Consider the following 24,618-nt stretch of genomic DNA (forward strand, 5'->3'; position numbering starts at 1 on the left):
AGCCCATGGCACCTCCGGTAGAAAGTAGAACAGTTAGACAATCTATGCATTAGTGTGGCCCTGTGTCCATTCCGTCCGCCGGCTGCCGCCGACCGCTCACCCCGCCGACGATCGGGCACAATGGTGTGCGGCCGCCCCACGAGACCCAGGAGGTGCTCGGTCGTGGACTCCTCATCCCCCTCGCGCGCCTCCGACGCCGGACGGCGCGCGGAGTCGGCGTCGACCGACGAGCGCGGTTACTGGTACCCCGCGCCCGACGAGACCTCACCCAGCCCGACGGCGCTCCTCGAGGAGCTGCGTCGCTACCAGGAGTCCGGCGTCCGCATGCGGGCGAGGATCCGCTCCGACATGGACATGGGGGAGAAGGACCTGCTGGCGCTGCGCCACCTGCTCTCCGCGAGCTCCGCGGGCCGGGTCCTGCGCCAGCGCGACCTCGCCGAGCGGCTGGACCTGCGGGGCGCCTCGGTCAGTGCCCTGGTGGACCGACTGGTGCGGGACGGGTACGCGACACGGACGCCTCACCCGGAGGACAGGCGCTCGATCGCCGTGGTCCCCACCGCTCGAGGCGACCAGGAGGTGCGACGCACCCTCCACGACGTCCACGACCGGATGTACGAGGTCGCCGCGGCGCTCTCGCCGGCCGATCGCTCCGTGATCACCGACTTCCTGCGCAGGATGAATCACGACGTCGACAGACCGTGAGCGGGGCACGTCGGCGCGCCGGCGTGCAGGGGACCATCCACGGCGGTGGAGTGGCCGACGAGGGAAGGAGCCGGCGATGACACAGGGACTCCAGGCCCGGGCGGCAGCGGAGTACGGACGAGCGGCCCGAGCCGCCGCCGGTCGCGTGATCGCCCAGTACTCCACGAGCTTCGGCCTCTCGACGCGCCTGCTGCGCGAGCCCGTCCGTTCCCGGGTGCGCTGCATCTATGCGCTGGTCCGTGTCGCGGACGAGATCGTCGACGGCGCCGCCGCCGGTCACGGCGCCACCACGGCGCAGATCGCCCGTCATCTCGAGGACTACGAACAGCGCACCGAAGCCGCCATGTCCTCGGGGTTCAGCAGCGACCTGGTGATCCACGCCTTCGCGGACACGGCCCGCCGCTGCGGCATCAGCACCGAGCTCACCCGGCCCTTCTTCGCCTCGATGCGGGCCGATCTCGAGATCTCGGTGCACGACGAGGAGAGCTTCGCGCAGTACGTGGACGGCTCGGCCGAGGTCGTGGGCCTGATGTGCCTGCGGGTCTTCGCGACCGACCACTCCGACGTCGCGGTCGCGCCCGACCCGGAGCTGGTCGAGGGCGCCCGCAGGCTCGGCGCCGCCTTCCAGAAGGTCAACTTCCTGCGGGACCTGCGTGACGACGCCGAGGGGCGCGGCCGCGCCTACTTCCCGGGGCTCGAGGCGGGCGGCCCCACCGAGGCGCAGAAGACCGCGCTGGTCGAGGACATCGAGCGCGATCTCGCGAGCGCCCAGCAGGTGATCGGGCTGCTTCCCGCCTCGAGCAGGGCGGCCGTGCAGGCCGCGCACGACCTGTTCGCGGAGCTCGCCTCCAGGCTGCGTGCGACCCCTGCCGCGCAGCTGGGCGCGCGGCGGGTCAGGGTGCCCGCCCCGCGCAAGGCCGTGCTCGCGGCGCGGGCCGCGTGGGCAGGGGCCCCGCTGCGTGGTGATGGCGAGCGTGTCCGCCGCCGGGAGGGAGAGCGGTGACGCGCGTGGCGCCGGGCGCCGGGCAGGGGAGCGACGCCCCGCGCCGCGTGGTGGTGATCGGCGCGGGCGTCGCGGGCCTGGCCACGGCGGCGCTGCTGGCCACCGAGGGCCACCGGGTTACCGTGCTGGAGAGGAATCATGAGGTCGGTGGGCGCGCCGGCACCTGGCGCAGCGGGGGCTTCAGCTTCGACACCGGGCCGTCCTGGTGGCTGATGCCCGAGTGCTTCGAGCACTTCTTCTCGCTGCTGGGCACCCGGCTCGAGGACCACCTGGATCTCGTGGACCTCGACCCCGCCTATCGCGTGCTGGGGGAGCGGTACTCGGGGCCGCTCGATCTCTACGGGGACCGTGACCGCTCCGCGCGGGCGTTCGAGGCGGAGGAGCGCGGTGCGGGCGAGGCGCTCCGTCGCCACCTGGACTCCGCAGGCTCCGCCTATCGCATGGCGATCGACAGCTTCCTGTACACGACCTTCTCCCGCCTCCCGCTGCGCACGCTCCTCACACTGGCGCCGCAGGCGGGGTCTCTCGCGCGTCTGCTCGGTGAGTCGCTGCACCACCGGGTCGCGCGCACCGTCACGGACACCCGGCTGCGTCAGGTGCTGGGCTATCCGGCCGTGTTCCTCGGCGCCACGCCGCGCACCGCACCGAGCCTGTACCACCTGATGAGCGCCATGGACCTCGACGACGGGGTCCGCTACCCGCGTGGCGGCTTCACCCGCTTCGTCGAGGTGCTGCACGGGCTCGCCGCGGACGCCGGCGCGGAGATCCGCACCGGCGTCGAGGTCGAGCGGATCCGCACCGCACGCAGCGGCCGACGAGCGCACGTCACGGGCGTCGAGTCCCGCTCCGCCGAGGGGGACGTCCTGCGGATCGACGCCGACGTGGTGGTCTCGGCTGCCGACCTCCACCACACCGAGACGGCGCTGCTGCCGCGTGAGCTGCAGACGTATCCCGAGGCCTTCTGGCGTCGGCGCACCTCCGGCCCCGGGGCGGTGCTCGCCCTGCTCGGCGTGCGCGGCCGCGTCCCCGAGCTGCTGCACCACAACCTGCTGTTCACCGAGGACTGGGACCGCAACTTCGCCCAGATCCTCGAGGGCTCCACCCGCGCCCCCGACCCGGCGAGCATCTACGTCTGCGCGCCCTCGCGCACGGATCCCGCGGTCGCCCCCGAGGGCGGCGAGAACCTCTTCGTGCTGGTCCCGGTCTCCCCCGAGACGCCGACGGGGGAGGGCATAGGCCGGGGAGGCGTGGACGGCGCGGGGGACGCGGAGGTCGAGCGGACCGTCGACCGCGCCATCACGCAGATCTCCGAGTGGGCCGGCGTCCCCGACCTGGCCGACCGGATCGAGGTGCGCCGCACCCTCGGTCCCGGCGACTTCACGGCGGACTACCACTCCTGGCGCGGCAACGCCCTGGGGCCCGCCCACACGCTGCGGCAATCCGCGTTCCTGCGGGGATCGAACCGCAGCCGCAGGGTCCGCGGGCTGCTGTATGCGGGCGGCACCACGCTGCCCGGCGTCGGTGTCCCGATGTGCCTGATCAGCGCGGAGAACGTGCTCAAGCGCCTGCGCGGGGACACCACCAGCACGCCGCTGCCCGCGCCGCTGTCGGCGAGCGACGGCCGACCACGGTCGGCGAGCGCAGGCCGATAGGCCCGGTGACCACGCGCCCGCTCGACGTCCTCACCGTCGGCGGCGACGCAGCACACCGGTCATCGGCACGCTCCACCAGTCCTCGCCGCGCACGCCCCAGCGGGCGAGCAGTCGATCCGCGGCCTGGACCCCGGTGGTCGCGGCGCGCTCCATGAGCGCGACCGGTTCGGGCGTGCGCAGCCAGTCCCCGGCGACCACGATCCGCCCGTCGGGCGAGTCCACGCCCGGGCGCGCGCCCCACGGGTCCGTGCCGATCAGCGGGCAGTCGTCGCGCACCAGCCACTCCTGGTGCACGATGCCGGCGCCCTGCAGCTCCGGGGCGATGCGCAGCAGCTGGGCGAACAGCTCGCGGCGCAGCCCGGCATCCTGCTCGGGAGCGTGGCCGGTGAGGGCATACGCATGCAGCTCGACGACGCTGCCGCCGTTCTCCTGGGCCCAAGCCCTCGCGGTCGCCTCGAAGCGGTCCAGGACCGAGACGTTGTCGAGCGGCCCGAAGCCGCTCGTGCCCAGGAAGGGAGGGGCTGCTGCCGAGACCTGGCGGTCCAGCCACATCCTCCACACCGCGAACGGGGGAGCGTTGCGCTGCGCGGAGACCTGCCCGGTCCAGTCGCCCCAGCCCGGGGCCTCCGTGCGCGTCGTTCCGAGCAGACCGCGCGCCGCCCGCGGATCGGCGGCCAGCACGACAGCGTCCCCGTGCAGCTCGCCCTGCGAGGTGGGGACGACCACGCCGCCGTCGGCGCCCACCTCGATGTGCTGCGCGGCGACGCCCGTGCGGGTGCTCGCGCCGAGCGCGCGCAGACGAGCGACCAGGGGGTCCCACAGCGTGGGGGAGTAGGCGTCGACGGGGACGTCGAAGATCAGTCCCTCGGCCGAGCCCATGAAGTAGGCGTGGAACATGCCCACCAGCTCCCCGGCGGAGAACTCCCGCGGATCGGCGAAGAAGGAGCGCGCGAACACCTCGAGCGCGAGGTGGCGGGCGTCGTGCGGGAAGCGCAGACGATCCAGGACCTCCTGCGCGCTCAGTCCGTCGAGCTCGGTGTAGGTCGCGGGGAACTCGACCCGCAGCAGGTCCATTGCCCTCCCGAGATCGACCCCGGCCAGCTCGCGCAGGGGGAAGCTGCGGCTGCGCAGGGCGAAAGCGGCCACGCTCAGCGGCGGAGTGCGCGGGATGCCCCGGAAGGAGTCGCGGGGCCCGTCGGCCATCTGCAGCGGGTAGTCCCCGACGTCGCGCAGCTGCGGGAGAGCGGGCTCGACGCGGGCCAGCAGACGTCGCAGCGTGTAGTACTGACGGAAGAAGGCGTGGAAGCCGCGGCTCATCGAGCGGCCCTCGCCCACCTCCCAGGAGCGCGCCCGACCACCCCAGGTGCTCTCGGACTCGAGCAGCTGCACCCGCACCCCGCGCTCGGCCAGGGAGGTCGCCGCGGAGATCCCCGCGATCCCGCCGCCGATCACGATCGCCGTGCGCCCCTCGGCCCGCTCCGCGCCCTCGGGCCCGTGGTGCAGCACGGCACGGCGGTCCCGACCCGGGAGCTGCGAGTGGTCGGTCCCCGGTGCGCGTCGGATGCGCGGGGTCATCGCCGCACCGCGATCACGGTGTGCAGGAGGTCTCGCTGCCAGCCGCTGCCGGGATGCACCGCCACGGGCTCGAACCCCGCCTCGCGCAGGCGCGCGCGCCACGATCCGACGTCCTCCATCTCCCGCACGCTGCGCCACAGGTAGCGGTAGAGACGGGTGTCGCCGAGCGTCAGGGCGCTCAGCGGGATGACGACCAGCCAGCACACCAGATGCCAGACCAGTGCCGCCCGGCGGGAACCGGCGACGCTGTAGTCCTGGATCGCGAGCGCACCGCCCTCGCGCAGCTGCTCACCCACGGAGCGGAGCACCGCCGTGCGGTCGTGGGGCGGGACGTTCCGCAGCAGGTAGGCGGCGAGGCAGGCGTCATAGGGGCGCTCACCCTCCTCGCCGGCCATCACCTCCGCGTCGCCCGCCATGCCCTGGGCGAACTCCACCTGACCGGGCGGCCACTGCTTGGCGCGGGCGCGCTCGACCATCCCCGCCGAGGCGTCCACGCCGCGCACACTCGCCCACGGGGCCGCACGCAGGATCGCCGCCGTCGAGGCGCCGGTGCCGCATCCCAGGTCGAGCACACGCTGGGGCCGGGCGTCGCGGGCGAGCCGCCCCGCCGCCGTATCGAGGTGCCGGTGGTAGCCGGGGTTCGCGCCGACCAGGAGGTCGTAGCGGTGCGCACCGGCCGTGAACAGGTCGCTCAGCGTCCTCTTCGTGGTCACTCCGGGGGTCTCCTGTCCTCGCGGTCCGTCGTCGCGGCGTGCAGCCACAGGATCATGGTCAGGGTGATCATCGCGGCGCCGAAGCCGAAGTCCTCGACGGGGATGTCCCAGGGGAAGCGGATGCCGGTCGTCATGGCGTCGTCGTAGAGGACGATCGGGTCCGAGAGCTTGGTCAGCCAGCCGTCGACGGGGATCTGGAAGCCCAGCACGATCAGCATCGACAGCCAGTAGGAGAGACGCCGGAAGATGCCGGTGCGCAGCCATGCCAGCTCGAGCAGCACGACGGCGACCAGCGAGACCACCACCAGGATCGTGTACTCAGGCATCCGGGCCTCCTCGACTGCGACGCCGCCCGGCCAGGAGGGTTTGGACGGCCTCGAGGGTGAGCAGCCCGCAGATCGGGATCACCAGGAAGAACAGCAGCTCCTCGAGCGGCATCCCCCCGGGCAGCGTGATGCCCGAGATCTTCTCGGGGGCGTACCACCAGTGCCCGCGATGGATGCCCACGTAGTCCCAGGCCAGGAACACCAGCACGGTGGGGGCGAGGGCCGCCAGCAGTCGGCGCGGACGACGGTAGACGCGGGCGCCGATCACGAACTCCAGCGGCAGCGTGATCAGCAGGCACAGGCCCAGCACGATCAGGTACTCACCGTGCATCGGCGTCCCCCTCGGCGTCCTGGGGTCCGGAGGTCGGACGCGGGCGGCCGGCCCAGTCCTGGCCCGCCGGGGAGATCTCCTGGGCCATGTCCTGGAGGAAGCGGGTGGCCACGTGCCGCTCGGCCGAGGTGAGCCGCACCGCCGCGCGGACCCGGCCCGCGTGCTGCCGGCCGATCGATTCCATCGCCGCGGAACGGGTGGAGGGCGTCACGAGGATCGTCACCGCGCGGCGGTCCTCGGGATGAGGGGCGCGCGAGACGTGCCCGGCCCGGACGAGCCTGTCCAGCAGCTTCGTCGTGGAGCCCGAGGAGATCCCGAGGTGCTGACCGAGCGCCCCGGGGGTCGCGATCTCCCCCTTGTGGGCGGCCGCGATGAGGAAGTGCAGGGCACGCATGTCGGTCGTCCCCAGATCCATGTACCGGCGGGAGGCATCGGAGAGCTCGGTCTCCGCCTCGCGGAGCGCCACCAGGGCCGCCATCAGCTCGTCGATCTCGCGCTCCGTCGCGCCGTCGAGGTCGGCGCTGCCGCTGAGCTCGCCGTCGGGGTCGCTCGCCGAGAGGTCGTGCACGCGCCAGGCGGGGCGCGCGTCGTCTCCCGGAGTTCCGCTCATGCCGGCCACCCTACGGGTAACTCTCCTTCCACGGCTGGAATCTTCCCCGGGAAGATGACATTCTGGACAGCCCGGAGGATCCTGAGATCCTCCGGTCCGTCGGCTCGGCACGCTGCGTGCGTGCAGGGAGGGAGCACGAGTGCTGGACCTCATCACCACCGGGAACCACGAGGCCGTGCGATCCGAGGTGGACCATGCGATCGCGCGTCTGATGGAGCACGGGATGCACCGCGCGACGCGCCATGGCGCCGAGGTCAGGGAGCTGTGGGCGCTCGCCGCCGATCATCTGCGCGGCGGCAAGCTGGTCAGGCCCCTGCTCCTGGTCGAGGTCTTCGACGGCTTGCGCGCCGCCGCGGAGGCGGCGACGCCCGAGGGGTCCGGTGATGACGCCCCCGTCGCCGAACGCTCCGAGGTGCTGCGACTCGCCGCCGCGATCGAGGTCCTGCACTACGCGTTCCTGCTGCACGACGACGTGATCGACAACGACCTCACCCGCCGTGGCCGTCCCAACCTGGTCGGCGCCCTCCTCGACGGGGATGACCTCGCGCCCGCCCCTGCCGTGCCGGACCAGCAGGGATCCGTGGTGACGTCCCGCGGGACGGACAGCGAGGACGACCACCGGGTCGCGCAGGACCCCGCGCGGGCGCGACGGGCCCACTGGGCGCGCAGCAGCGCGGTGCTGGTCGGTGACCAGATGCTGGCCCTGGCCCACCAGATCTTCGCCCGCGTCGACCTGCCGCGCCCGGCGCACCGCGAGCTGATGGAGGTACTCGAGGACGCCGTGGTCGATTCCGCCGTCGGCGAGTTCCTCGACGTCTCGCTGAGCGATGGCGTCATCGAACCTGCCGAGGACGTCATCGACGAGATGACCCGGACGAAGACCGCGACCTACACCCTCGAGCTGCCCCTGCGCATGGCGAGCGTGCTCGCCGGCGCCCCCGCGGAGGTGCAGCGCGCCCTCGCCGAGGCCGGGCGCCACCTCGGCATCGCCTTCCAGCTCCAGGACGACGCCCTCTCGGCGTTCGGCTCCGCCCTCGACCACGGGAAGGATCCCTGGTCGGACCTGCGCGAGGGCAAGCAGACCGCGATCACCGAGTACGCCCGCCGGACGGAGGCCTGGCCCCGGATCGCGGCCGCCCTCGAGCAGGACAGCACCGTCGAGGAGCGCGGCGAGCGTGTGCGCACCCTGCTGCTCGACTGCGGTGCGCGGGAGCACCAGCAGATGCTGATCGACCGCGAGGTGGAGTCCGCCCGCGACGTCCTCGAGGACTGCGGTCACCGTGTGCCCGGGCCCGTCGCACGGGTCCTGCGGGCTCTGATCGACGAGCTCGAGAACCGCTCGCGATGACTGCGCCCGACCACACCGGCGAGAACGAGGACAGCGAGGACAGCGAGGACAGCAGGGGCGGCGGTGGCCCCGGAGGCAGTCGGCGCGCGGTCCGTCCGCACGAACAGGGATGCCCGGTGCACACCGAGCTCGAGGGGGCGCGGGCGGTGCGCGGGCACCGGGCGCCGCGCGCCTGGCGGATCCGCTCCTACCACGGAGCCCGGGAGGTGCTGCGCCGCCGGGAGGAGACCACGCAGGCGGGCTTCACCTCCGAGGCGATCCCGCGCGGGTGGCTCCGGCACCACCCGATCCTGCTGTCGGACGGTCCCGGGCACGATGACCAGCGTCGGAAGGTCGGCCGGTTCTTCGCCCCGCAGCAGGTCGCGGAGCGCAGCGGGCCGACGATGCGCCGCCTCGCGGAGCGTCTGGTGGGCGAGGCGGTCCGCGACGGCGGCTGCGACCTCGACGATCTCGCCCTGCTCTACTCGGTCGCGGTGACCCGGGAGATCGTCGGCCTCACCGAGGCGCCGCTGGAGGCCATGTCCCGGCGACTGGTGCGCTTCATGCGCCAGCCGCCCTTCGACCTGACCCGGGCGCACTGGGGGCGCACGCCGCGGCAGTGGGCGACGGCCGCCCTGCGCGGCCTGGGCCCACTGGCGGCCTTCCACCTACGCGACGTGCTCCCCGCGATCCGCCGTCGGCGCCGTGAGGGCCGTGACGACGTCATCACCCACCTGCTCGAGCAGGGCTACACCCGCAGCGACGTCCTCGTCGAGTGCGTCACCTACGCGACCGCGGGCATGATCACCACGCGCGAGTTCATCGTGATGGCCTGCTGGCACCTGCTCGAGGACGACGACCTGCGCGAGCGCTTCCGCGCCGGCGGGGACGAGGAGCGAGGGGCGATCCTGCGCGAGATCATCCGCCTGGAGCCCGTCGTCGGCCACCTCTACCGCAGGGCGCACGAGCCCTTCGACGTCGAGGACGGCCCGGCGGGCGCGATGGGCGTCGTGCCGGGCGATCTGCTCGACCTGTGCATCCGGGAGGCGAACGCGGATCCCGAGGTGGTCGGGGAGGACCCCCTCTCCCTGTGTCCCCACCGCGAGCTGCCGCGCGGGGCCGGCGCCGCCGGGCTGAGCTTCGGCGCCGGTGCGCATCGCTGCCCCGGTGAGCACCTGGCGATCACGGAGACGGCGGTGCTGCTGGGGCGGCTGTTCGAGGCGTCGCCGACGCTGCTGCGAGCTCCCGAGGTGAGCTGGGAGGACCTCGTGGCCGGGTACCGCCTGCGCGGGATGCGGCTGGGCTTCCCGGCGTGAGGTCCCCTCGTGGCGAGCGCTCGTGACATGTGACGACTCGAACCTGCACCGGCGCGGAGCCGCTGCTAGGCTCGTCGGCGAATGAACCACATTCTCCGGGGTCAGTGAAAGTCTGAACCGGCGGTGACAGTCCGCGACCCGGCTCCTCGACGAGCCGGTTGATCTGGTGGAAATCCAGGACCGACGGTAATAGTCCGGATGGGAGGAGATGTGGCGTCGCTGTGCGTGACGCCGGCTCGCCGTCGTCCGCCCCGATGACGCTCGTGTCGCCGTGCCATCACCCCGGACCGCCGTCGATCCGGAGGCCACCGTGCACGGGCACCACCCGCCACCGCCCAGCGCCGACGACGCGCGCGCCCTCAGCGCCCGTCCCGCCGAGCTCTCCGCCATGCAGCGCGCCCTCGAGCTCGCCGCCCAGGGCCCGGGCGACGATCCGAACCCGCAGGTGGGATGCGTCCTCCTGGATGCGGAGGGGACCGAGATCGGCGCCGGCCACCACCGCGGCGCCGGCACCGCCCACGCCGAGGTCGCCGCCCTCGAGGATGCGCGCTCCCGCGGGAACGACCCGGGCGGGGCGACCGCTGTCGTCACCCTCGAGCCGTGCGACCACACCGGACGCACCGGCCCCTGCTCCCGCGCGCTGATCGACGCCGGCATCCGCCGGGTCGTCTTCGCGCTGCCCGATCCCGGTGACGCCTCCGCGGGCGGCGCGCAGACCCTCGTCGACGCCGGCATCGAGGTCGTGGCCGGGGTCCGGGAGGGCGAGTCACGCCGGCTGCTCGCTCCCTGGCTCGATCGGGTGGGAGCGACGGCAGCGGACGTGCACATCGTGCTGAAGACCGCGACCAGCCTCGACGGACGCGTCGCCGCGGCCGACGGCACCAGCCGCTGGATCACCGGCGAGCAGGCCCGCGAGCACGCCCACGAGGTGCGCGCACGCACCGACGCGATCATCGTGGGCACCGGGACCGTGCTCGCGGACGACCCCTCCCTCAGCGCCCGCCCCCGCGGTCGCACAGCCCCTCAGCCGTGGCGGGTGGTCGTCGGCCACAGCCCCGTGCCCGAGACCGCCGCGGTGCGCCGCGACGACCACGTCCTCCAGGTGAGGACGCACGAGCCCGAGGAGGTCGTCGCCGCCCTGCGCGAGCGCGGCATCCGCCACGCGGTGCTCGAGGGCGGACCCCGGCTCGCGACCGCCTTCCTGCGCGCGGGCCTCGTCGACGAGATCCACGCCTACCTCGCCCCTCTGCAGCTGGGGGCGGGGACTCTCGCCCTCGGTGACCTCGGCGTCACCACGCTCGCCGACGCGCCGCGCTGGCGCACCACCGACGTGCTGCGCCTCGGGGGGGACGTGCTGCTCACCGCCCGTCGGCAGCACGCCCCGCCTGCCGACCCCGCCTCGCCGTGACCCGTCGGAAAAGCCCACCGACCAGTTCACCGCCATCACCGGCACATCGCCCGCTCACCAGCCCTGCTCCCGGAAGGAGTCCCATGTTCACCGGCATCGTCGAGGAGATCGGAACCCTCGAGTCCCTCACACCCCAGCCCGGCGGGGAGGCGCGCCTGCAGCTGCGCGGCCCGCTCGTCGCCTCCGACGCCCACCTCGGCGACTCGATCGCCGTCTCCGGCGTCTGCCTCACCGTCGTCGAGCTCGATCACGACGGACGCTTCGCCGTCGACGCCGTGCCCGAGACCCTCGAGCGCACCGCCCTGGGCGGGCTCGCTCCCGGCTCCCCGGTGAACCTCGAGCGCGCCCTGCGGGCCGACGCGCGCCTGGGCGGCCACATCGTCCAGGGGCACGTCGACGGGATCGCCACGGTGCGCTCGCGCCACGACGGCGGGCGCTGGTCCGACCTCGAGTTCACGATCGATCCCGAGCTCGCTCCGCTGATCGCCTCCAAGGGCTCGATCACCGTCGAGGGCGTCTCCCTCACGGTGACCTCGGCCGAGGCCGAGTCCTTCGGTGTCTCCCTGATCCCGGCGACGCTCGAGGCCACCACCCTCGGGCGCCTGGCCACCGGGGACACGGTGAACATCGAGGTCGACGTGCTCGCCCGCTACGTCGCCCGCCTGCACGAGGGCGGGGCGAACGCCCGATGAGCGTCCTGCTGGAAAACGTCCTGACGGCCCTGCGCGAAGGCCGTCCGGTGCTCGTCGCCGACTCCGAGGACCGTGAGAACGAGGTCGACGCGATCCTCTCCGCGCAGCTCGCGACCCCGCGCTGGGTGGGCTGGATGGTGCGCCGCACCTCCGGGTACCTGTGCGCCCCGATGCCCGGGGAGCTCGCCGACCGGCTCGACCTCCCGCTGATGGTGCCGCGCACGCAGGACACGCTGCGCACCGCCTACACGGTGAGCGTCGACGCGGCCCAGGGCGTCACCACCGGCATCTCCGCCTCGGATCGCGCGACCACACTGCGCGCCCTCGCCGAGCCGGACGCGGCGCCGACGGACCTGATCCGTCCCGGCCACATCCTGCCGCTGCGCGCCGTCGACGGCGGCGTCGCCCAGCGCCCCGGTCACACCGAGGCCGCCGTCGACCTCTGCCGCACGGCCGGACTCGCGCCCGTCGGCGTGATCGGTGAGCTGGTCCGCGACGACGGTGAGGTGATGCGACTGGACGAAGCGCGCGAGCTCGCCCGGACAGAGGGCCTGCTCCTGCTCACGATCGACCAGCTCGCCCGCGAGCTCGCGGGGGAGGGGACGGACCGGGCCGACGCGACAGCGGAGGTCAGGAACGCTGCCGCCCCCGGGCCCGCCGAGGGCACCCGGGACGCCGCGAGCGCCCCGGGCCCCGCGGACGTGGTCACATCGGTCCCGGCGGCCGACGTGCGGGTCGAGCACACCGGCAGCGCTCGCCTGCCCACGCGCCACGGCCTGTTCACGATCCACGGCTACCGGGATCGCCGCACCGGGGCCGACCACGTCGCCCTGGTCGCCGAGCGGCCCGCCTCGGAGGGCTCGACATCCTCGGAGCAGGCCACCGCTCCCGCGCTGGTGCGCATCCACTCCGAGTGCCTGACCGGGGAAGCCTTCGGGTCGAACCGCTGCGAGTGCGGGCCGCAGCTGGAGGAGGCCCTGCGTCGCGTCGCCGAGAGCGGCGGGGCGATCGTCTACCTGCGCGGTCACGAGGGGCGCGGCATCGGCCTGCTGGAGAAGATCGCCGCCTACGATCTCCAGGACCACGGCTTCGACACCCTCACGGCGAACATCGAGCGCGGCTGGGAGGCCGATCTGCGCGAGTACGGCGCGGCCGCCGCGATCCTGCAGGAGCTGGGCCTGTGGCACGTGGACTTGCTGACCAACAACCCGCGCAAGGCCGATGCGCTGCTCGAGAGCGGGATCGAGGTGGTGCGCACGACCCGTCTGCTGGTGGGACGCACGCCCGAGAACGACCAGTACCTGCGCACCAAGGCCGTCATGATGGGCCACCTCATCCCCGTCGACGAGCCCCTCGAGGCACCGACCGAGATCGACATCCCCACCACCACCACCGACCCCACCTCGGCATCCACCACCACAGGAAGGACACCTCAGTCATGAGCGGAGAAGGAGCACCCACGCTGACGATCGACGGCAGCGAGCTGCGCGTCGTGATCGTCGCCGCGAGCTGGCACGAGCGGATCATGAACGGGCTCATCGACGGCGCCACCCGAGCGCTCCGGGAGGCCGGCGTCGGCACGGTCGACCTGGTCCGCATCCCCGGGTCCTTCGAGCTCCCGCTCGCCGCGCTGCACGCCGCCGCCTCGGCCGACGCCGTGGTGGCGCTCGGGACCGTGATCCGCGGCGGCACGCCGCACTTCGAGTACGTGTGCCAGGCCGCCACCCAGGGCCTGACCGACGTCACCCTGCGCACCGGCGTCCCCGTCGGCTTCGGTCTGCTGACCTGCGACACCGAGGAACAGGCCCTGGATCGTGCAGGACTGCCCGGCTCGGTCGAGGACAAGGGCGCCGAGGCCGCCAAGGCCGCCGTCGCGACGGCCGTCACCCTGCGGGGCCTGCAGGACCGGGCCGCCTCGGGCGCCAACCGGGGCGGCATTCGTGGCACCACGGAGCAGAACGCCACAGGGTTCCGCGCGGCCCCGCCCGCCTGATCCCGCACACCGGCCCCTCGCGCAGGTCCGGCCGGAACGACGGAGCCCGGCTCCACGGTGCACGCCGTGGAGCCGGGCTCCGTCGTTCACGCCCTGGGGCGCCGGGGAGATCAGCCGCGCTTGTCGGGGCCGAAGCGCCGGTTGGGCTTCTCGGCGTCGAAGACCTCGGCAGCGGTGATCGAGTCGACCTCGCCCACCACGGGGTTGGGCTGGTGGGTGTTGCGGGTGCCCGCGTACAGGCTCAGCAGGTTCATCGAGACCGCACGCTGGTTGCGGTGCCCCAGCAGCTTGGTCACGTGCACGCCCAGCCAGGCGAACCAGCCGACGGTCCCCGACAGACCGATCGAGCCGCACATCGGCAGATCGGGCAGTTCGGTGATCGCGGCGCGTCGGCCGATCGTGGCCATGGTGCCCAGATCGGTGTAGTGGAAGGGCTTCTTGGCGCGGCCCGAGACGTCGGCGTCGACCATCCGGGCGGCGGCGCGGCCGGCCTGGATGGCGGGCTGGGCGAGCTGGGGGAGGCCGTGCTCGCCGCCCGCGACGTCGCCCGCCGCGTACACGCCGGGGAAGCCCTTGACCTGCAGGTTCTCATCGACCTCGAGGCGGCCGCGCTTGTCCTGCGGGAGACCCCAGTTGTTGACGGTCTCGGCGACCGCGACACCGGCCGCCCACACGGTGATGTCGGACTCGAGGATCGAGCCGTCGTCGAGCTCGACGAAGTCGTAGCCCACGGACTTCACGCCGTGGCCGAGCCGCAGCTCGACGCCGCGGGCCTCGAGCTCCTGGGCCGCGTACTCACGGAACTCCTCACGGAACTCCTTGATGAGCTCCCCGCCGCGCTGCAGCAGGGTGATCTGGAGGGTGCCCGGGTCCATCTCGGGATAGAGGATGTCCAGTTCCTGCATGCGGAAGTCCGCGAGCGCACCGGCGATCTCGACGCCCGTCGGCCCGCCGCCGACGATCGAGACGTGCACGCGGTCGGTGTCCTCGATGCGGCTGGTGCGCTCGAGCTCGGAGAAGACGCGGTCCCGGATCGCGATCGCCTGCGAGCGCGTGTACATCGGCATCGCGTGCTCCTCGGCGCCCGGGGTGCCGAAGTACGTGGTCGTCGCGCCGTTGGCGAGGATCAGGTAGTCGTAGGAGAGGTTCTCGGGGCTGTCGGCGCCGCTGTCGAGCTTGACGACCTTCTCGTCGGGGTCCACCTCCACGACCTCGCCCTGGCGGTAGCGCATGTTCGGCACGTTCAGGGAGAGACCGCGCAGGAACATGGTGACGTCGCCCGGGTTCAGACCCGCCGTGGCCACCTGGTACAGCAGCGGCTGGAAGGTCTTGTAGACGTTGCGGTCGATCAGGGTGACCCGCACACGCGTGTCGCGAAGGCCCAGGACGGCGTTCGCACCGGCGAATCCCCCGCCGATTATGATGACGTGCGGCCAGTCCGCGCCGTCCTTCGCGGGAACGGTCCGGCGACGGCCGAAGGGGAACTCGAACATCTTTCTCCTCGAAGAGCGGGATGGAGACGTGTCGGCAGCGAGGGGCACGCCTGGGTCGTGTCAGGGCGCGGGGGTATCGGCGGGGAGGTCGCTCCGGGGGCCGGGGCGACGACCGCGTCCCGGAAGGCGAACCTCCACGACGGTATCGAGGGCCGGGACGATGCTAGTGCACTCGCGAGGTGCCGGTGCACATACGAGGGGTCGAAAGAGAAGGCGATCACCTCCTGGTGGGCACCAGTGTGGCACCACGGGCGACGTCTCGCACCGGAACCTCCGAGCCGGCCCCGGTCGGCAGCGGGCGAGGGCCGCCCGCCTCGCGGCAGCAGCACCCGGTGCGACCGGGGCCGACGGACGCGTTCACGTGGCGTGACCGGCCCGGGGTCGCGCGGCAGACTGACCGCAGGACGTCCGCCCGATGAAGGAGACCGCATGTCCCGATCCACCTCCGCGCCGCTCCACCCGTTCGCCATCCCCGGCGGCTTCCTCGCCGACCTGCAGTCCCTGCGCCGCGACCTGCACGCCCACCCCGAGGTCGGGGTGCAGCTGCCGTGGACGCAGGCCCGGGTGCTCGAGGAGCTCGCGGCGCTCGGTCTGGAGGACCGCCACCTCGAGATCATCACGGGCGACGGGATCAGCTCGGTCGTCGCGGTGCTGCGCGGGGGCCTGCCCGGCCCGGTGACCCTGCTGCGCGGTGACATGGACGCGCTGCCGATCCTCGAGGCGACCGGCCTGCCCTTCGCCTCGACCAACGGGGCGATGCACGCCTGCGGTCACGACCTGCACGTCGCCGGGCTGATCGGCGCCGCCCGGCTGCTGGCCGCACGGCGCGCGGAGCTGCCCGGCAGCGTGATCCTCATGTTCCAGCCCGGCGAGGAGGGATACGACGGCGCGGGGACCATGCTCGCCGAGGGTCTGCTGGAGGCAGCAGGGGAGCGGCCGACGAGCGCCTTCGCGGTCCACGTGGGCGCCGACTCGCCCTCCGGCGTGATCGGCACACGGGCCGGGGCCCTGATGGCGGCGTACTCGATCCTCGACGTCACGGTGATCGGCACGGGCGGTCACGGCTCGCGCCCGCACCAGGCGCTGGACCCGGTGCCCGCCGCCGCGGAGATCGTGCTCGCGTTGCAGACGGAGGTCACCCGCCGCTTCAGCGTCTTCGACCCGGTGGTGGTGACCGTGGGCGAGATCCACGCCGGCAGCGCGCCGAACGTGATCCCCGAGCAGGCCGTGCTGCGGGCGGGGGTGCGCACCTTCAGTGCCGAGAGCGTCCGCCGGGCGTCGCGTGAGCTGCCCGAGCTGGCGGCTCAGATCGGCCGCGCCCACGGTCTCGAGGTGGCGGCGGAGTTCCGGGAGATCATGCCCGCCACCGTCAACGACGCCGGCTGGGCGCAGGAGCTCACGGACGTGGCCACAGGGCTTTTCGGCGCGGGCAGGGTCGAGCAGCTCGAGCACCCGCGCACCGGCTCCGAGGACTTCTCCCGCGTGCTCGAGGCTGTCCCGGGCGCCTACGGCTTCGTCGGCGCGGCCGCGGGGTACGACCCGCAGGATCCTCCCGCCTCCAACCACTCGCCGTCCGCGCAGTTCGACGACTCGGTCCTCCAGGACCAGGCGCTGCTGCTGGCGACGCTCGCGTGGACGGCGCTCACGAAGGGGCGCTGAAGGCCCTCTCCCACCAGTCCAGCACCGCGTCGAAGCGCTGCAGTCGGTGCCGGGGCCGGCCCGATCGAGTGAGCTCGTGGTCCTCCCCGGGGAAGACGAGCAGCGAGGACGGCACGCCCTGGCGCCGCAGCGCGGAGTAGTAGCGCGTGCCCTGTTCGAGGGGGCAGCGCAGGTCCTGCTCGGAGTGGATGACGAGGGTCGGTGTGAGCACCGAGCCGACGTGCGCGAAGGGGCTCTGCCGGGCGATCGCCGCCGGGTCTGTGCCCACGTACTCGTCGCCGAAGTAGGAGCCGATGTCGCTGGTGCCCTGGAAGCTCACCGGGTCCAGGAAGCCGCGCTCGACGATCGCCGCGGCGAAGCGGTGGTCGTGGGCGATCGTCCAGGCCGTGAGGAAACCGCCGTAGGAGCCGCCCATGATGCCCAGTCGCGATCCGTCGAGACGCGCGCGGTCCTGCACAGCGTCGTGCTCTACGTCCGCGGCGATCGCGCCCTCGAGGAAGTCCAGGACGTCGTGGTGGTCGTCCGTCCCCATCCGGTGACGGATCGCGCGGCCGTGGGCGCGCCCGTACCCGGCCGAGCCGCGCGGGTTGCAGTAGGCGACGGCGTAGCCGGCGGCGGCGAGGATCTGCACCTCGTCGAACACCGAGACCCCGTAGTGGGCGAAGGGGCCGCCGTGGATCATCAGGATCACGGGGAACGGACCCTCGCCCTCGGGGACGGCGAGCCAGCCGTGCACCTGGCTGCCGTCGCGCGTCGGGACGTCCAGCTCGCGGGGGACGACCAGTCCCGTGGCGCGCAGCTGCTTCCCGAGGTCGGTGAGGAAGCGCGGCTGCGAGGGCCGGTCCGCGGGATGCGCGAGGCGCACCTGCACGAGCTCTCCTGCGCTCTGCGGCGTGGAGACCGCGGCGAGGACCACCAGGGGGTCCGTCGGGGCCGACGTGCCCTGCTCCGAGGGCCCACCCTGGTCTGCGACGTCCGGCGTCGGGCGATGCGGACGGGCGATCGCGGCGCCGTGCGCCTCGAGATCACCGCCGAGGACCTCGCGGACCGTGCCGTCCGGCCCGACCAGGTGGAGGTGGATGCGCCCGCGCGTGAGCTCGTGGACCAGCACCTGATCGCCCACGGCGACCAGCGGACCGGCGACCGTGAGCTCCAGCTGGTCGGGGTCGGTGAGACGGCGCGGGGGTGTCCGGGGGCCGGAGCCGCGCTCGTCGCGTCCCGGCGCATCCTGTCCCGGTCCGGGATCGAGGACCCACAGCGCCCGGTCCGGGGCGATCGCGTCGCGGCCGTTCACGGGCCTGTGGGCGAGGAGCGCCAGCAGGCCGTCGGGCAGGGCGGTGAGCTGGTCGATCGTGAACCTGTCGGCCTCCTCCAGCAGGACCGTCTCCGAGGTCGTGCCCTCGCCGTCGGCCCGCAGGCCGACCAACACGGTGCGCAGGTCCCGGACGGAATCCTCGAGGCGGTCCCGCACCGCGAACACCTGGGAGCCGTCAGCGCTGAGGGCGATCGCGGTGTGCTCGTCAGGTCCGGCCGTGAGCTGCCGCGCCGTCGTCGGAGTGAGGGTTCCGGCCCGCGGACCGGAACCCTCCCGGTGGTCCGGGGAGGCGACCTGCGGGTAGACGGGCTCGACGTCCAGCGTCGGGAGGTCGAGCACGAACACCTGGCGCGGGCGGTCGTTCGTCCACCCCACGCCGTTGGCCTGCCAGCGCACGCTGTCGATGCGTCGGGCCGGCTCCGCCGCCGGGGAGATGCCCTCGACGGTGCCGTAGCGGCCGACCTCGGGGACGCGGGCCAGGAACGCCAGGCGTGCACCCTCGGCGGAGAGCACGAAATCGCCCACGCCCAGCGGTGCCTCCGTCACCTGCAGAGGCTCGCCGCCGCGAGGATCCATCAGGTGCACCTGCGGGTGGCCGTGCGCGTCCGGGCGCAGGAAGGCGAGCACGGTCCCGTCGGCCGAGAGAGCGGGGGAGGACTCGGCGATGCCACGGGTGAGGCGACGTCGTGGCGCCTCCGTGGATGCAGCGGGCCGTGCGTCCCCGCCCGTCTGCTGGTCATCGAGCTCGATCCGCCAGAGCTGGCCGACGCTGCGATCCGCAGCCTCGTCGGGCCGGGATGCGGCGACGATCGCGAAGCTGCCGTCGCCGGCGAGAGCAGGGGTGGACAGCGAGTGCAGGTGGCGGATGTCGGAGGGGTGCACGGGCCGACGGTACCAGCGGCTAATCGTTCATATAAGTTGACCAAAGGGGTCTCATAACCACTAATAGTGTCTGGCGTGCTCACGACGCTCGTGATGCTCGTGGCCGTCTCCGTCCGCCCCTCCGCACCCCAGGTGGTTCCCGTGTCCCCCTCCTCCCGCATCACCCGCCGTTCCCTCGCGGGGCTCGCCGCCCTGACCGCCGTCTCGGCGCCGCTCCTGGCCGCGTGCAGCGGATCCTCGGCAGGTGGCTCCGGATCGGCCGACACCTCGGTGCTGAAGGTGGGGTTCCCCGAGGACAGCGAGAACTACGACCCCCACCAGCCGCCCTACACCGTCTCGCGGGCGGTGGCCCGGCAGATCGCCGACACCCTCGTCGACCAGGACCCCGGGTCCGGGAAGATCGTGCCCTGGCTCGCGGAGTCCTGGGAGGTCAACGCCGACAGCTCGCAGTTCACCTTCCACCTGCGCGACGGCGTCACCTTCTCCGACGGCACCGCGTTCACGGCGACCTCCGTGAAGAAGAACTTCGACCGGGTCGTGGACCTCGGCGCCCTGGCCTACATCGGCGCCAGCCACCTGCGCGGGTACAAGGGAACGGAGGTCGTCGACGAGCACACGGCGAAGGTCAGCTTCGACGGGCCCAACGCCCAGTTCCTGCAGGCGGCGACCACCCAGACCCTGAGCATCCTGGCCGACGCGACCCTGGAGCTGGATCCGAAGGAGGTCGCCGCCGGGAAGGTCATCGGCAGCGGCGCGTACACGCTCGAGGACTACACCCCCGGCAAGACCATCACCCTCAAGCGCCGGGACGACTACGCCTGGGGCTCCTCGGTGTACGACAACAAGAAGGCCGCCGCGTACGAGAGCATCGCGATCTCCTTCATCCCCGATCCCACCACCCTCGCGGGCGCGGTCTCCTCGGGCCAGGTCGACTTCGCGTTCCTGCTGGACACCTCGACCCTTCCCGCCGTCGAGGGTGGTCAGCTCGAGGTGTCGAAGAACCCCACCCGCGGGATCTCCTTCCCGCTGATCCCCCTCGTCTACCGGCCGCTCCTCGAGCACGAGGCCGTGCGCCGGGCGATCAACCCGGCCACGGACCGGGCCGAGATCGCGAAGCGGATCTACCAGGGGGAGGTCGAGCCGGCGACCGGTCTGCTGACGGCCTCCACCCCCGGTTCCGCGGACCTGTCGGAGTTCCTCGAGCACGACCCGGAGAAGGCCGAGAAGATCCTCGAGGACGCCGGGTGGAGCACGGTTGGCGAGGACGGCATCCGCACCAACGATGCGGGCGACCGGCTGAGCCTCTCCATCCAGTACACCAGCGGCAACACGGTCTACGAGCAGCTCTTCCAGCTGCTGCAGACGCAGTGGAAGAAGGTCGGGATCGAGTTCGAGCTGAAGCCCGTGACCGAGGCGCAGGCCAGCGAGAGCGGCCTCTACGACGCGAAGTACGACCTGTCCACGTGGACCCAGGGGCGCGCCGATCCCGATGTGCTGCGCGTCGTCTACAGCTCGTTCTACGAGAACCAGTCGTTCTTCTACGGGCACCCGATCCACGAGATCGACGACGCCCTGCTCGCGCTCCAGAGCACGACGGACGCCGACGAGCGCGCGGCCGCCTCCGAGAAGGCCCAGCGCCTCCTGCTGGAGGGCGGGTACTCCTTCCCGCTGGTGGACGCGATCTCCGTCAGCGCGGACTCGAAGTCCATCCGCGGGATCCGGCTGGACGCCGAGAACAAGCCGGCCTTCGCCGACTTCGCGCCGGCGAGCTGAGCGATGCTGCGATACGTCCTCCGACGCCTCGGCCAGGCCGTCGTGGTGCTCTGGGGCGCCATCACCCTCTCCTTCGTCATCGTCCAGCTCACGCCCGGCGATCCGGCCCGCCTGATCGTCATGGGCAACGGGCAGGGGGACGCCGGTGCCGCCGACGCCTCGCAGCTCGCGCAGATCCGCGACGAGATGGGCCTGGACCAGCCGCTGGTCCTGCAGTACCTGGGGTACCTCAGGAGGGTGCTCACGCTCGACTGGGGGACCGCCTACTCCCGTCAGCGTCAGGCGGTCGCGACCGTGATCGGCGACAGCCTGGGGTCGACGCTCGAGCTGGGCCTGGTGAGCCTGGTCCTGCTCGTCCTCCTGGGCGTCGCCTTCGCCCTGGGCAGCGTGCTCCTGCCCACCGCCTGGGCGCGCTCGACCTTCCAGGCGGTGACCGTGGTGGGGATCGCCGTGCCCTCCTTCGTGATGGCGATCCTGCTGCTGCAGATCTTCTCGTTCCGCCTGGGGTGGTTCCCCGCCTTCGGGGCCGACGGACCCGGCTCGATCGTTCTGCCGTCGCTCACCATCGCGCTGCTCGGTGCGGGCACCCTCGGTCAGGTGTTCTCCCGCAGCATCCGCGAGGTCTCCGCCGAGGGGTACGTCGAGGTCGCCCGTGCGCGCGGACTGGGGAACGCCCAGGTGGTCCTCTCGCACGTGCTGCGCAACGCGAGCCTTCCCGTCTACACGATCATCGGGATGCTGGTGGGCGGCGTGGTCTCCGGGGCGGCGATCATCGAGACGATCTTCGGCCGGCCCGGGATCGGCAACCTCTACGTCGAGGCCGTCACCGCGCGCGACTTCCCGCTGATCCAGGCCCTGATCGTCCTCACCGGCGGCCTGTACGTCCTGGTCACCCTGGTGGTCGATCTGAGCTACCCGCTCATCGACCCCCGGGTGGTCTCCCCGGCCGCACGGGGAGGTCGGCGATGAGTGTCCTGCGCGACCCCGTCGGCGCCGTCGGCACGGCTGCCGGCACGGCCCCGGGCACGGATCCGAGCCGCACCCCGGTCCGCGCCTCCCTGCGCGGACTGCCCCGGGCGGTGGCCTCGCACCCGGGCATCGCCGCGGCGTCGGTCTTCCTGCTGCTGCTCGTGGGCTGGGTCCTGGTGCCGGATCTCTTCGCCCCCACCGATCCCGTCCGTGCCGTCGGCCCCTCCCTCGCGCCGCCGAGCGGCAGGTTCTGGTTCGGCACCGATCTCAACGGCCGCGACGTCTACAGCCGGGTGGTCCACGGTGCCCGGTCGTCCCTGCTCGCGGGTCTCGTCGCCGTGCTGATCTCCCTCGTCTGCGGAGGTCTGCTGGGCATGATCGCCGGATACGCCGGCGGCATCCTCGATGCGGTGATCTCCCGTGCCGTCGAGGTGCTGGTCTCGATCCCCGGGCTGCTGCTCTCGCTGGCGATCATCTCCGCCCTCGGCTTCGGCGTCGACAAGGTCGCGATCGCCGTCGGGATCTCCGGGATCCCGGGCATGGTCCGCATCGCCCGCGCGGAGACCCTGCGCATCATCGGCCTGCCGTACATGGATGCGGCGACCACGAGCGGCACCCGTCGCCCGGTCGCGATCCTGACCCACGTGGTCCCCAATGCCTCCGGCGCCATCGCCGTGGTCGCCGGCATCGACCTGGGCGGCGCGATCCTCGCCGTCGCCTCCCTGAGCTTCCTCGGGTTCGGGGCCGTTCCCCCGCAGCCCGAATGGGGATCCCAGATCAACGAGGGCCGCACCTACATCGCGAGCGCCTGGTGGTGGACGCTCTTCCCCTCTCTCGTGGCCGCGCTGACCGTGCTCAGCGTCAACAGGATCAGCCGCGGGATCGGCACCCGGGAGGTCCGATGAGCAGCGACACGGCAGAGCACGTCCGTCGACGGGCCCATCGGGTGAGCGGCGAGCCCGCCGCGCGGGAGGCGCACGGCGTCCCGCCCTCCGGGTCCGGCGCCGAGCAAGTCCTGGACCTCCGCGACCTGAGCGTGCAGTACACGCGACGCGGGCGGATCGCGAGCGCCGTCGGGGGCGTCTCCCTCACGATCGCCGAGCGCGAGTCCGTCGCGCTCGTGGGCGAATCGGGGTCGGGCAAGTCGAGCATCGCGCGCGCCGTCCTCGGGCTCCTGGGACAGCGCGCCAGGGTCGCGGGCTCCGTGCGACTGGGCGGCGAGGACCTGCTCGCCGTGGGGGATCGAGCGGCGCGACGCCTGCGCGGGCGCGACGTGGGGTACGTCCCGCAGGATCCGGGTGGCTCCCTCGACCCGCTGAGAAGAGTCCTCGACCAGGTGGTCGAGCCCCTGCGCGTGCACCGCATCGGGGATCCGCGCGATCATCGCGATCGCGCCCTGCAGGCGCTGCGGGACGCGGGGCTCCAGGACGCCGAGGCCCTCGCGGGCCGGAGACCGCACGAGCTCTCCGGCGGCCAGCGACAGCGTGTCCTGATCGCCGCCGCGATCGTCACCGAGCCCCGTCTGATCATCGCCGACGAGCCGACCAGCGCCCTGGACGTGACGGTCCAGCGCGGGATCCTCGACCGGATCGGCGAGCTCACCGCCTCGCACGGCACCGCGCTCCTGCTGATCACCCACGACCTCGCGATCGCCGCCGACCGCACAGACCGCACCCTCGCGCTGCGACGGGGGAGCGTGGTCGACGAGGGGCCGAGCCGCCGTCTCCTCAGCTCTCCCGAGCATCCCTACACGCGGGCCCTCGTCGAGGCGATCCCCGGGCGTTCGCGCACCCTGGAGGCCATCCACCCGCCGGTCCCCGAGGCGGGCGCGCCACCGCTCGTGCACATCGAAGGCGCCGCCAAGAGCTTCGGCGGCCGCCGCGATCCCGTCCACGCCCTGCGTCCGACGGACCTCCAGGTCCGGCCCGGCGACAGCGTCGGCATCGCGGGGGAGTCCGGGTCCGGGAAGACCACTCTCGCGCGCATCCTGCTGGGGCTGACGAGTCCCGACACGGGGGAGGTGAAGGTCTCCGGGCGGCCCGTCTCCCGCGGGGACCGTGCCATCCGGCGGGTCGTCCAGCCCGTCTTCCAGAACCCCCACTCCTCCTTCGACCCCGCGCGCACCGTCGGGTGGTCGGTCCTCGAACCCGTCCGCGCGCTCACCCCGCGCTCGCGGGCTGGCCGCCCCGAGCTGCTCCACAGCCTGTTCACGGACGTCGGCCTGGACCCTTCGCTCGCCGCACGGCGACCCGACGAGCTCTCGGGAGGGCAGCTGCAGCGCGTGGCGATCGCCCGCGCCCTGAGCGTCGAGCCGCAGGTGCTGGTGTGCGACGAGGCCGTCTCGGCGCTCGACGTGACCGTGCAGGCGCAGATCCTCGCGCTGCTCGCGAGGCTCCAGCGCGAGCGCCATCTCGCGCTCGTGTTCATCACGCACGACCTCGGCGTCCTGCAGCAGGTCTGCCGGGACGTGCTGGTGATGCGTCGGGGCGAGGTCCTCGAACGGGGGCGCACGAGCGACGTCTTCTCCGCTCCGCGGACGCCGTACACCCGTGAGCTGATCGCCGCGATCCCCGGGCGGGAAGGGGACGCGGAAGGCGACTGAGGAGAACTCTCCGGGGCTGTCGGCGGGAGGAGTTACGCGATCGTGACCGAGAACTCCGTCGACCCTCCGGAATTCCTTCCTCCCCGCACGAAACGCGAACTCATGGCATCGGCTCGACCGCTCCGATGGACCTCTCCGACGGCCCACGGAAGCCCGTGCGCTTGAGATTCGCTGCGCCTCGCCCTACGGTCGACACGGCCTCGCCGACGGGAACGACACCTCACGGCGGTCCGTCCGCCCATCACCCGATGGCGTCCCCCGAATGAGAGCGAAGGCG

General features: G+C 72.9%; 20 protein-coding genes, 1 pseudogene and 1 riboswitch. Of the genes and pseudogenes, 14 read left to right on the forward strand and 7 right to left on the reverse strand.

What is annotated here, in order from left to right; all coding sequences use genetic code 11:
- Positions 1-162: 162 nt before the first annotated feature.
- From DEO23_RS04920 to crtI, 3 genes are all read left to right on the forward strand, one after another.
- The gene (locus DEO23_RS04920) at positions 163-702 is read left to right on the forward strand and encodes a MarR family winged helix-turn-helix transcriptional regulator (RefSeq protein ID WP_240613222.1); all 540 of its coding nucleotides are present in this window, start codon (positions 163-165) and stop codon (positions 700-702) included.
- A 76-nt stretch (positions 703-778) separates the two neighbouring features.
- A complete protein-coding gene (locus DEO23_RS04925; RefSeq protein ID WP_109274924.1) occupies positions 779-1,705 on the forward strand; it encodes a phytoene/squalene synthase family protein in 927 nt (308 codons plus the stop codon).
- Positions 1,702-3,357 (forward strand): phytoene desaturase family protein, encoded by a 1,656-nt coding sequence (gene crtI / locus DEO23_RS04930; RefSeq protein WP_240613223.1) that lies wholly within the window; start codon positions 1,702-1,704, stop codon positions 3,355-3,357. Before DEO23_RS04925 ends, crtI begins: the two co-directional genes overlap by 4 nt.
- Positions 3,358-3,387: 30 nt before the next feature.
- Here the strand turns inward: crtI and DEO23_RS04935 are convergent, their stop codons facing one another.
- From DEO23_RS04935 to DEO23_RS04955, 5 genes are read right to left on the reverse strand one after another with little or no spacing between them, the layout of a single operon-like run.
- Positions 3,388-4,932 carry an FAD-dependent oxidoreductase gene (locus DEO23_RS04935; protein ID WP_109274925.1) on the reverse strand — a complete coding sequence of 515 codons (1,545 nt, stop codon included), beginning with the start codon at positions 4,930-4,932 and terminating at the stop codon, positions 3,388-3,390.
- Positions 4,929-5,645: a class I SAM-dependent methyltransferase gene (locus DEO23_RS04940; protein WP_205678871.1), complete on the reverse strand. Its 717-nt coding sequence runs from the start codon at positions 5,643-5,645 to the stop codon at positions 4,929-4,931. The genes DEO23_RS04935 and DEO23_RS04940 overlap by 4 nt, the downstream gene beginning before the upstream one ends.
- Entirely contained in the window at positions 5,642-5,971 is a 330-nt protein-coding gene (locus tag DEO23_RS04945; RefSeq protein WP_109274926.1) for a lycopene cyclase domain-containing protein, read from the reverse strand. The genes DEO23_RS04940 and DEO23_RS04945 overlap by 4 nt, the downstream gene beginning before the upstream one ends.
- Entirely contained in the window at positions 5,964-6,302 is a 339-nt protein-coding gene (locus DEO23_RS04950; protein ID WP_109274927.1) for a lycopene cyclase domain-containing protein, read from the reverse strand. Before DEO23_RS04950 ends, DEO23_RS04945 begins: the two co-directional genes overlap by 8 nt.
- A complete protein-coding gene (locus DEO23_RS04955; RefSeq protein ID WP_109275586.1) occupies positions 6,292-6,912 on the reverse strand; it encodes a MarR family winged helix-turn-helix transcriptional regulator in 621 nt (206 codons plus the stop codon). Before DEO23_RS04955 ends, DEO23_RS04950 begins: the two co-directional genes overlap by 11 nt.
- Positions 6,913-7,051: 139 nt before the next feature.
- On the opposite strand from DEO23_RS04955, the gene DEO23_RS04960 reads away from it, so the two are divergent.
- From DEO23_RS04960 to ribH, 6 genes and pseudogenes are all read left to right on the forward strand, one after another.
- On the forward strand, positions 7,052-8,260 hold the full coding sequence (locus DEO23_RS04960; RefSeq protein ID WP_109274928.1) for a polyprenyl synthetase family protein: 1,209 nt from the start codon (positions 7,052-7,054) through the stop codon (positions 8,258-8,260).
- Positions 8,257-9,555, forward strand: a complete 1,299-nt coding sequence (locus DEO23_RS04965; protein ID WP_109274929.1) for a cytochrome P450 — start codon at positions 8,257-8,259, stop codon at positions 9,553-9,555. Before DEO23_RS04960 ends, DEO23_RS04965 begins: the two co-directional genes overlap by 4 nt.
- 86 nt (positions 9,556-9,641) lie before the next feature.
- A riboswitch (FMN riboswitch) is annotated at positions 9,642-9,769 on the forward strand.
- A 57-nt stretch (positions 9,770-9,826) separates the two neighbouring features.
- The gene (gene ribD / locus DEO23_RS04970; RefSeq protein ID WP_240613224.1) at positions 9,827-10,963 is read left to right on the forward strand and encodes a bifunctional diaminohydroxyphosphoribosylaminopyrimidine deaminase/5-amino-6-(5-phosphoribosylamino)uracil reductase RibD; all 1,137 of its coding nucleotides are present in this window, start codon (positions 9,827-9,829) and stop codon (positions 10,961-10,963) included.
- Positions 10,964-11,046: 83 nt separating this feature from the next.
- Positions 11,047-11,655: a riboflavin synthase gene (locus tag DEO23_RS04975; protein ID WP_109274930.1), complete on the forward strand. Its 609-nt coding sequence runs from the start codon at positions 11,047-11,049 to the stop codon at positions 11,653-11,655.
- Complete coding sequence (gene ribB, locus DEO23_RS04980) at positions 11,652-13,097, forward strand: 3,4-dihydroxy-2-butanone-4-phosphate synthase (protein WP_109274931.1); 1,446 nt, start codon at positions 11,652-11,654, stop codon at positions 13,095-13,097. The genes DEO23_RS04975 and ribB overlap by 4 nt, the downstream gene beginning before the upstream one ends.
- Positions 13,094-13,549, forward strand: a pseudogene (ribH, locus tag DEO23_RS04985) (6,7-dimethyl-8-ribityllumazine synthase); the annotation flags it as partial. The gene ribB and the pseudogene ribH, both read left to right, overlap by 4 nt.
- Positions 13,550-13,758: 209 nt before the next feature.
- On the opposite strand, the gene DEO23_RS04990 reads toward ribH, so the two are convergent.
- The gene (locus DEO23_RS04990) at positions 13,759-15,141 is read right to left on the reverse strand and encodes an NAD(P)/FAD-dependent oxidoreductase (RefSeq protein ID WP_109274933.1); all 1,383 of its coding nucleotides are present in this window, start codon (positions 15,139-15,141) and stop codon (positions 13,759-13,761) included.
- Between the two features lie 429 nt (positions 15,142-15,570).
- Between DEO23_RS04990 and DEO23_RS04995 the strand changes: the two genes are divergently transcribed.
- Positions 15,571-16,800 (forward strand): M20 metallopeptidase family protein, encoded by a 1,230-nt coding sequence (locus tag DEO23_RS04995; protein WP_109274934.1) that lies wholly within the window; start codon positions 15,571-15,573, stop codon positions 16,798-16,800.
- Here the strand turns inward: DEO23_RS04995 and DEO23_RS05000 are convergent.
- The gene (locus DEO23_RS05000; protein ID WP_109274935.1) at positions 16,784-18,997 is read right to left on the reverse strand and encodes a S9 family peptidase; all 2,214 of its coding nucleotides are present in this window, start codon (positions 18,995-18,997) and stop codon (positions 16,784-16,786) included. The genes DEO23_RS04995 and DEO23_RS05000 overlap by 17 nt on opposite strands.
- A gap of 75 nt (positions 18,998-19,072) precedes the next feature.
- On the opposite strand from DEO23_RS05000, the gene DEO23_RS05005 reads away from it, so the two are divergent.
- The 4 genes from DEO23_RS05005 to nikE are packed head-to-tail and all read left to right on the forward strand — an operon-like array spanning position 19,073 to position 24,341.
- Positions 19,073-20,770 (forward strand): ABC transporter substrate-binding protein, encoded by a 1,698-nt coding sequence (locus DEO23_RS05005; protein ID WP_133249838.1) that lies wholly within the window; start codon positions 19,073-19,075, stop codon positions 20,768-20,770.
- A gap of 3 nt (positions 20,771-20,773) precedes the next feature.
- Positions 20,774-21,739 carry an ABC transporter permease gene (locus DEO23_RS05010; protein WP_109274937.1) on the forward strand — a complete coding sequence of 322 codons (966 nt, stop codon included), beginning with the start codon at positions 20,774-20,776 and terminating at the stop codon, positions 21,737-21,739.
- The gene (locus DEO23_RS05015; protein WP_109274938.1) at positions 21,736-22,644 is read left to right on the forward strand and encodes an ABC transporter permease; all 909 of its coding nucleotides are present in this window, start codon (positions 21,736-21,738) and stop codon (positions 22,642-22,644) included. The genes DEO23_RS05010 and DEO23_RS05015 overlap by 4 nt, the downstream gene beginning before the upstream one ends.
- Positions 22,641-24,341 (forward strand): nickel ABC transporter ATP-binding protein NikE, encoded by a 1,701-nt coding sequence (nikE, locus tag DEO23_RS05020; RefSeq protein WP_109274939.1) that lies wholly within the window; start codon positions 22,641-22,643, stop codon positions 24,339-24,341. Before DEO23_RS05015 ends, nikE begins: the two co-directional genes overlap by 4 nt.
- Positions 24,342-24,618: the final 277 nt, after the last annotated feature.

Source organism: Brachybacterium endophyticum (assembly GCF_003130585.1).
GTDB classification, from domain to species: domain Bacteria; phylum Actinomycetota; class Actinomycetes; order Actinomycetales; family Dermabacteraceae; genus Brachybacterium; species Brachybacterium endophyticum.

Excerpts from the sequence above, each read along its gene's own strand:
- DEO23_RS04925 (WP_109274924.1), top strand. The coding sequence starts at position 779 with ATGACACAGGGACTCCAGGCCCGGGCGGCAGCGGAGTACGGACGAGCG.
- DEO23_RS04935 (WP_109274925.1), bottom strand. The coding sequence starts at position 4,932 with ATGACCCCGCGCATCCGACGCGCACCGGGGACCGACCACTCGCAGCTC.
- DEO23_RS04945 (WP_109274926.1), bottom strand. The coding sequence starts at position 5,971 with ATGCCTGAGTACACGATCCTGGTGGTGGTCTCGCTGGTCGCCGTCGTG.
- DEO23_RS04950 (WP_109274927.1), bottom strand. The coding sequence starts at position 6,302 with ATGCACGGTGAGTACCTGATCGTGCTGGGCCTGTGCCTGCTGATCACG.
- DEO23_RS04955 (WP_109275586.1), bottom strand. The coding sequence starts at position 6,912 with ATGAGCGGAACTCCGGGAGACGACGCGCGCCCCGCCTGGCGCGTGCAC.
- DEO23_RS04965 (WP_109274929.1), top strand. The coding sequence starts at position 8,257 with ATGACTGCGCCCGACCACACCGGCGAGAACGAGGACAGCGAGGACAGC.
- DEO23_RS04975 (WP_109274930.1), top strand. The coding sequence starts at position 11,047 with ATGTTCACCGGCATCGTCGAGGAGATCGGAACCCTCGAGTCCCTCACA.
- ribB (WP_109274931.1), top strand. The coding sequence starts at position 11,652 with ATGAGCGTCCTGCTGGAAAACGTCCTGACGGCCCTGCGCGAAGGCCGT.
- DEO23_RS04990 (WP_109274933.1), bottom strand. The coding sequence starts at position 15,141 with ATGTTCGAGTTCCCCTTCGGCCGTCGCCGGACCGTTCCCGCGAAGGAC.
- DEO23_RS04995 (WP_109274934.1), top strand. The coding sequence starts at position 15,571 with ATGTCCCGATCCACCTCCGCGCCGCTCCACCCGTTCGCCATCCCCGGC.
- DEO23_RS05010 (WP_109274937.1), top strand. The coding sequence starts at position 20,774 with ATGCTGCGATACGTCCTCCGACGCCTCGGCCAGGCCGTCGTGGTGCTC.
- DEO23_RS05015 (WP_109274938.1), top strand. The coding sequence starts at position 21,736 with ATGAGTGTCCTGCGCGACCCCGTCGGCGCCGTCGGCACGGCTGCCGGC.
- nikE (WP_109274939.1), top strand. The coding sequence starts at position 22,641 with ATGAGCAGCGACACGGCAGAGCACGTCCGTCGACGGGCCCATCGGGTG.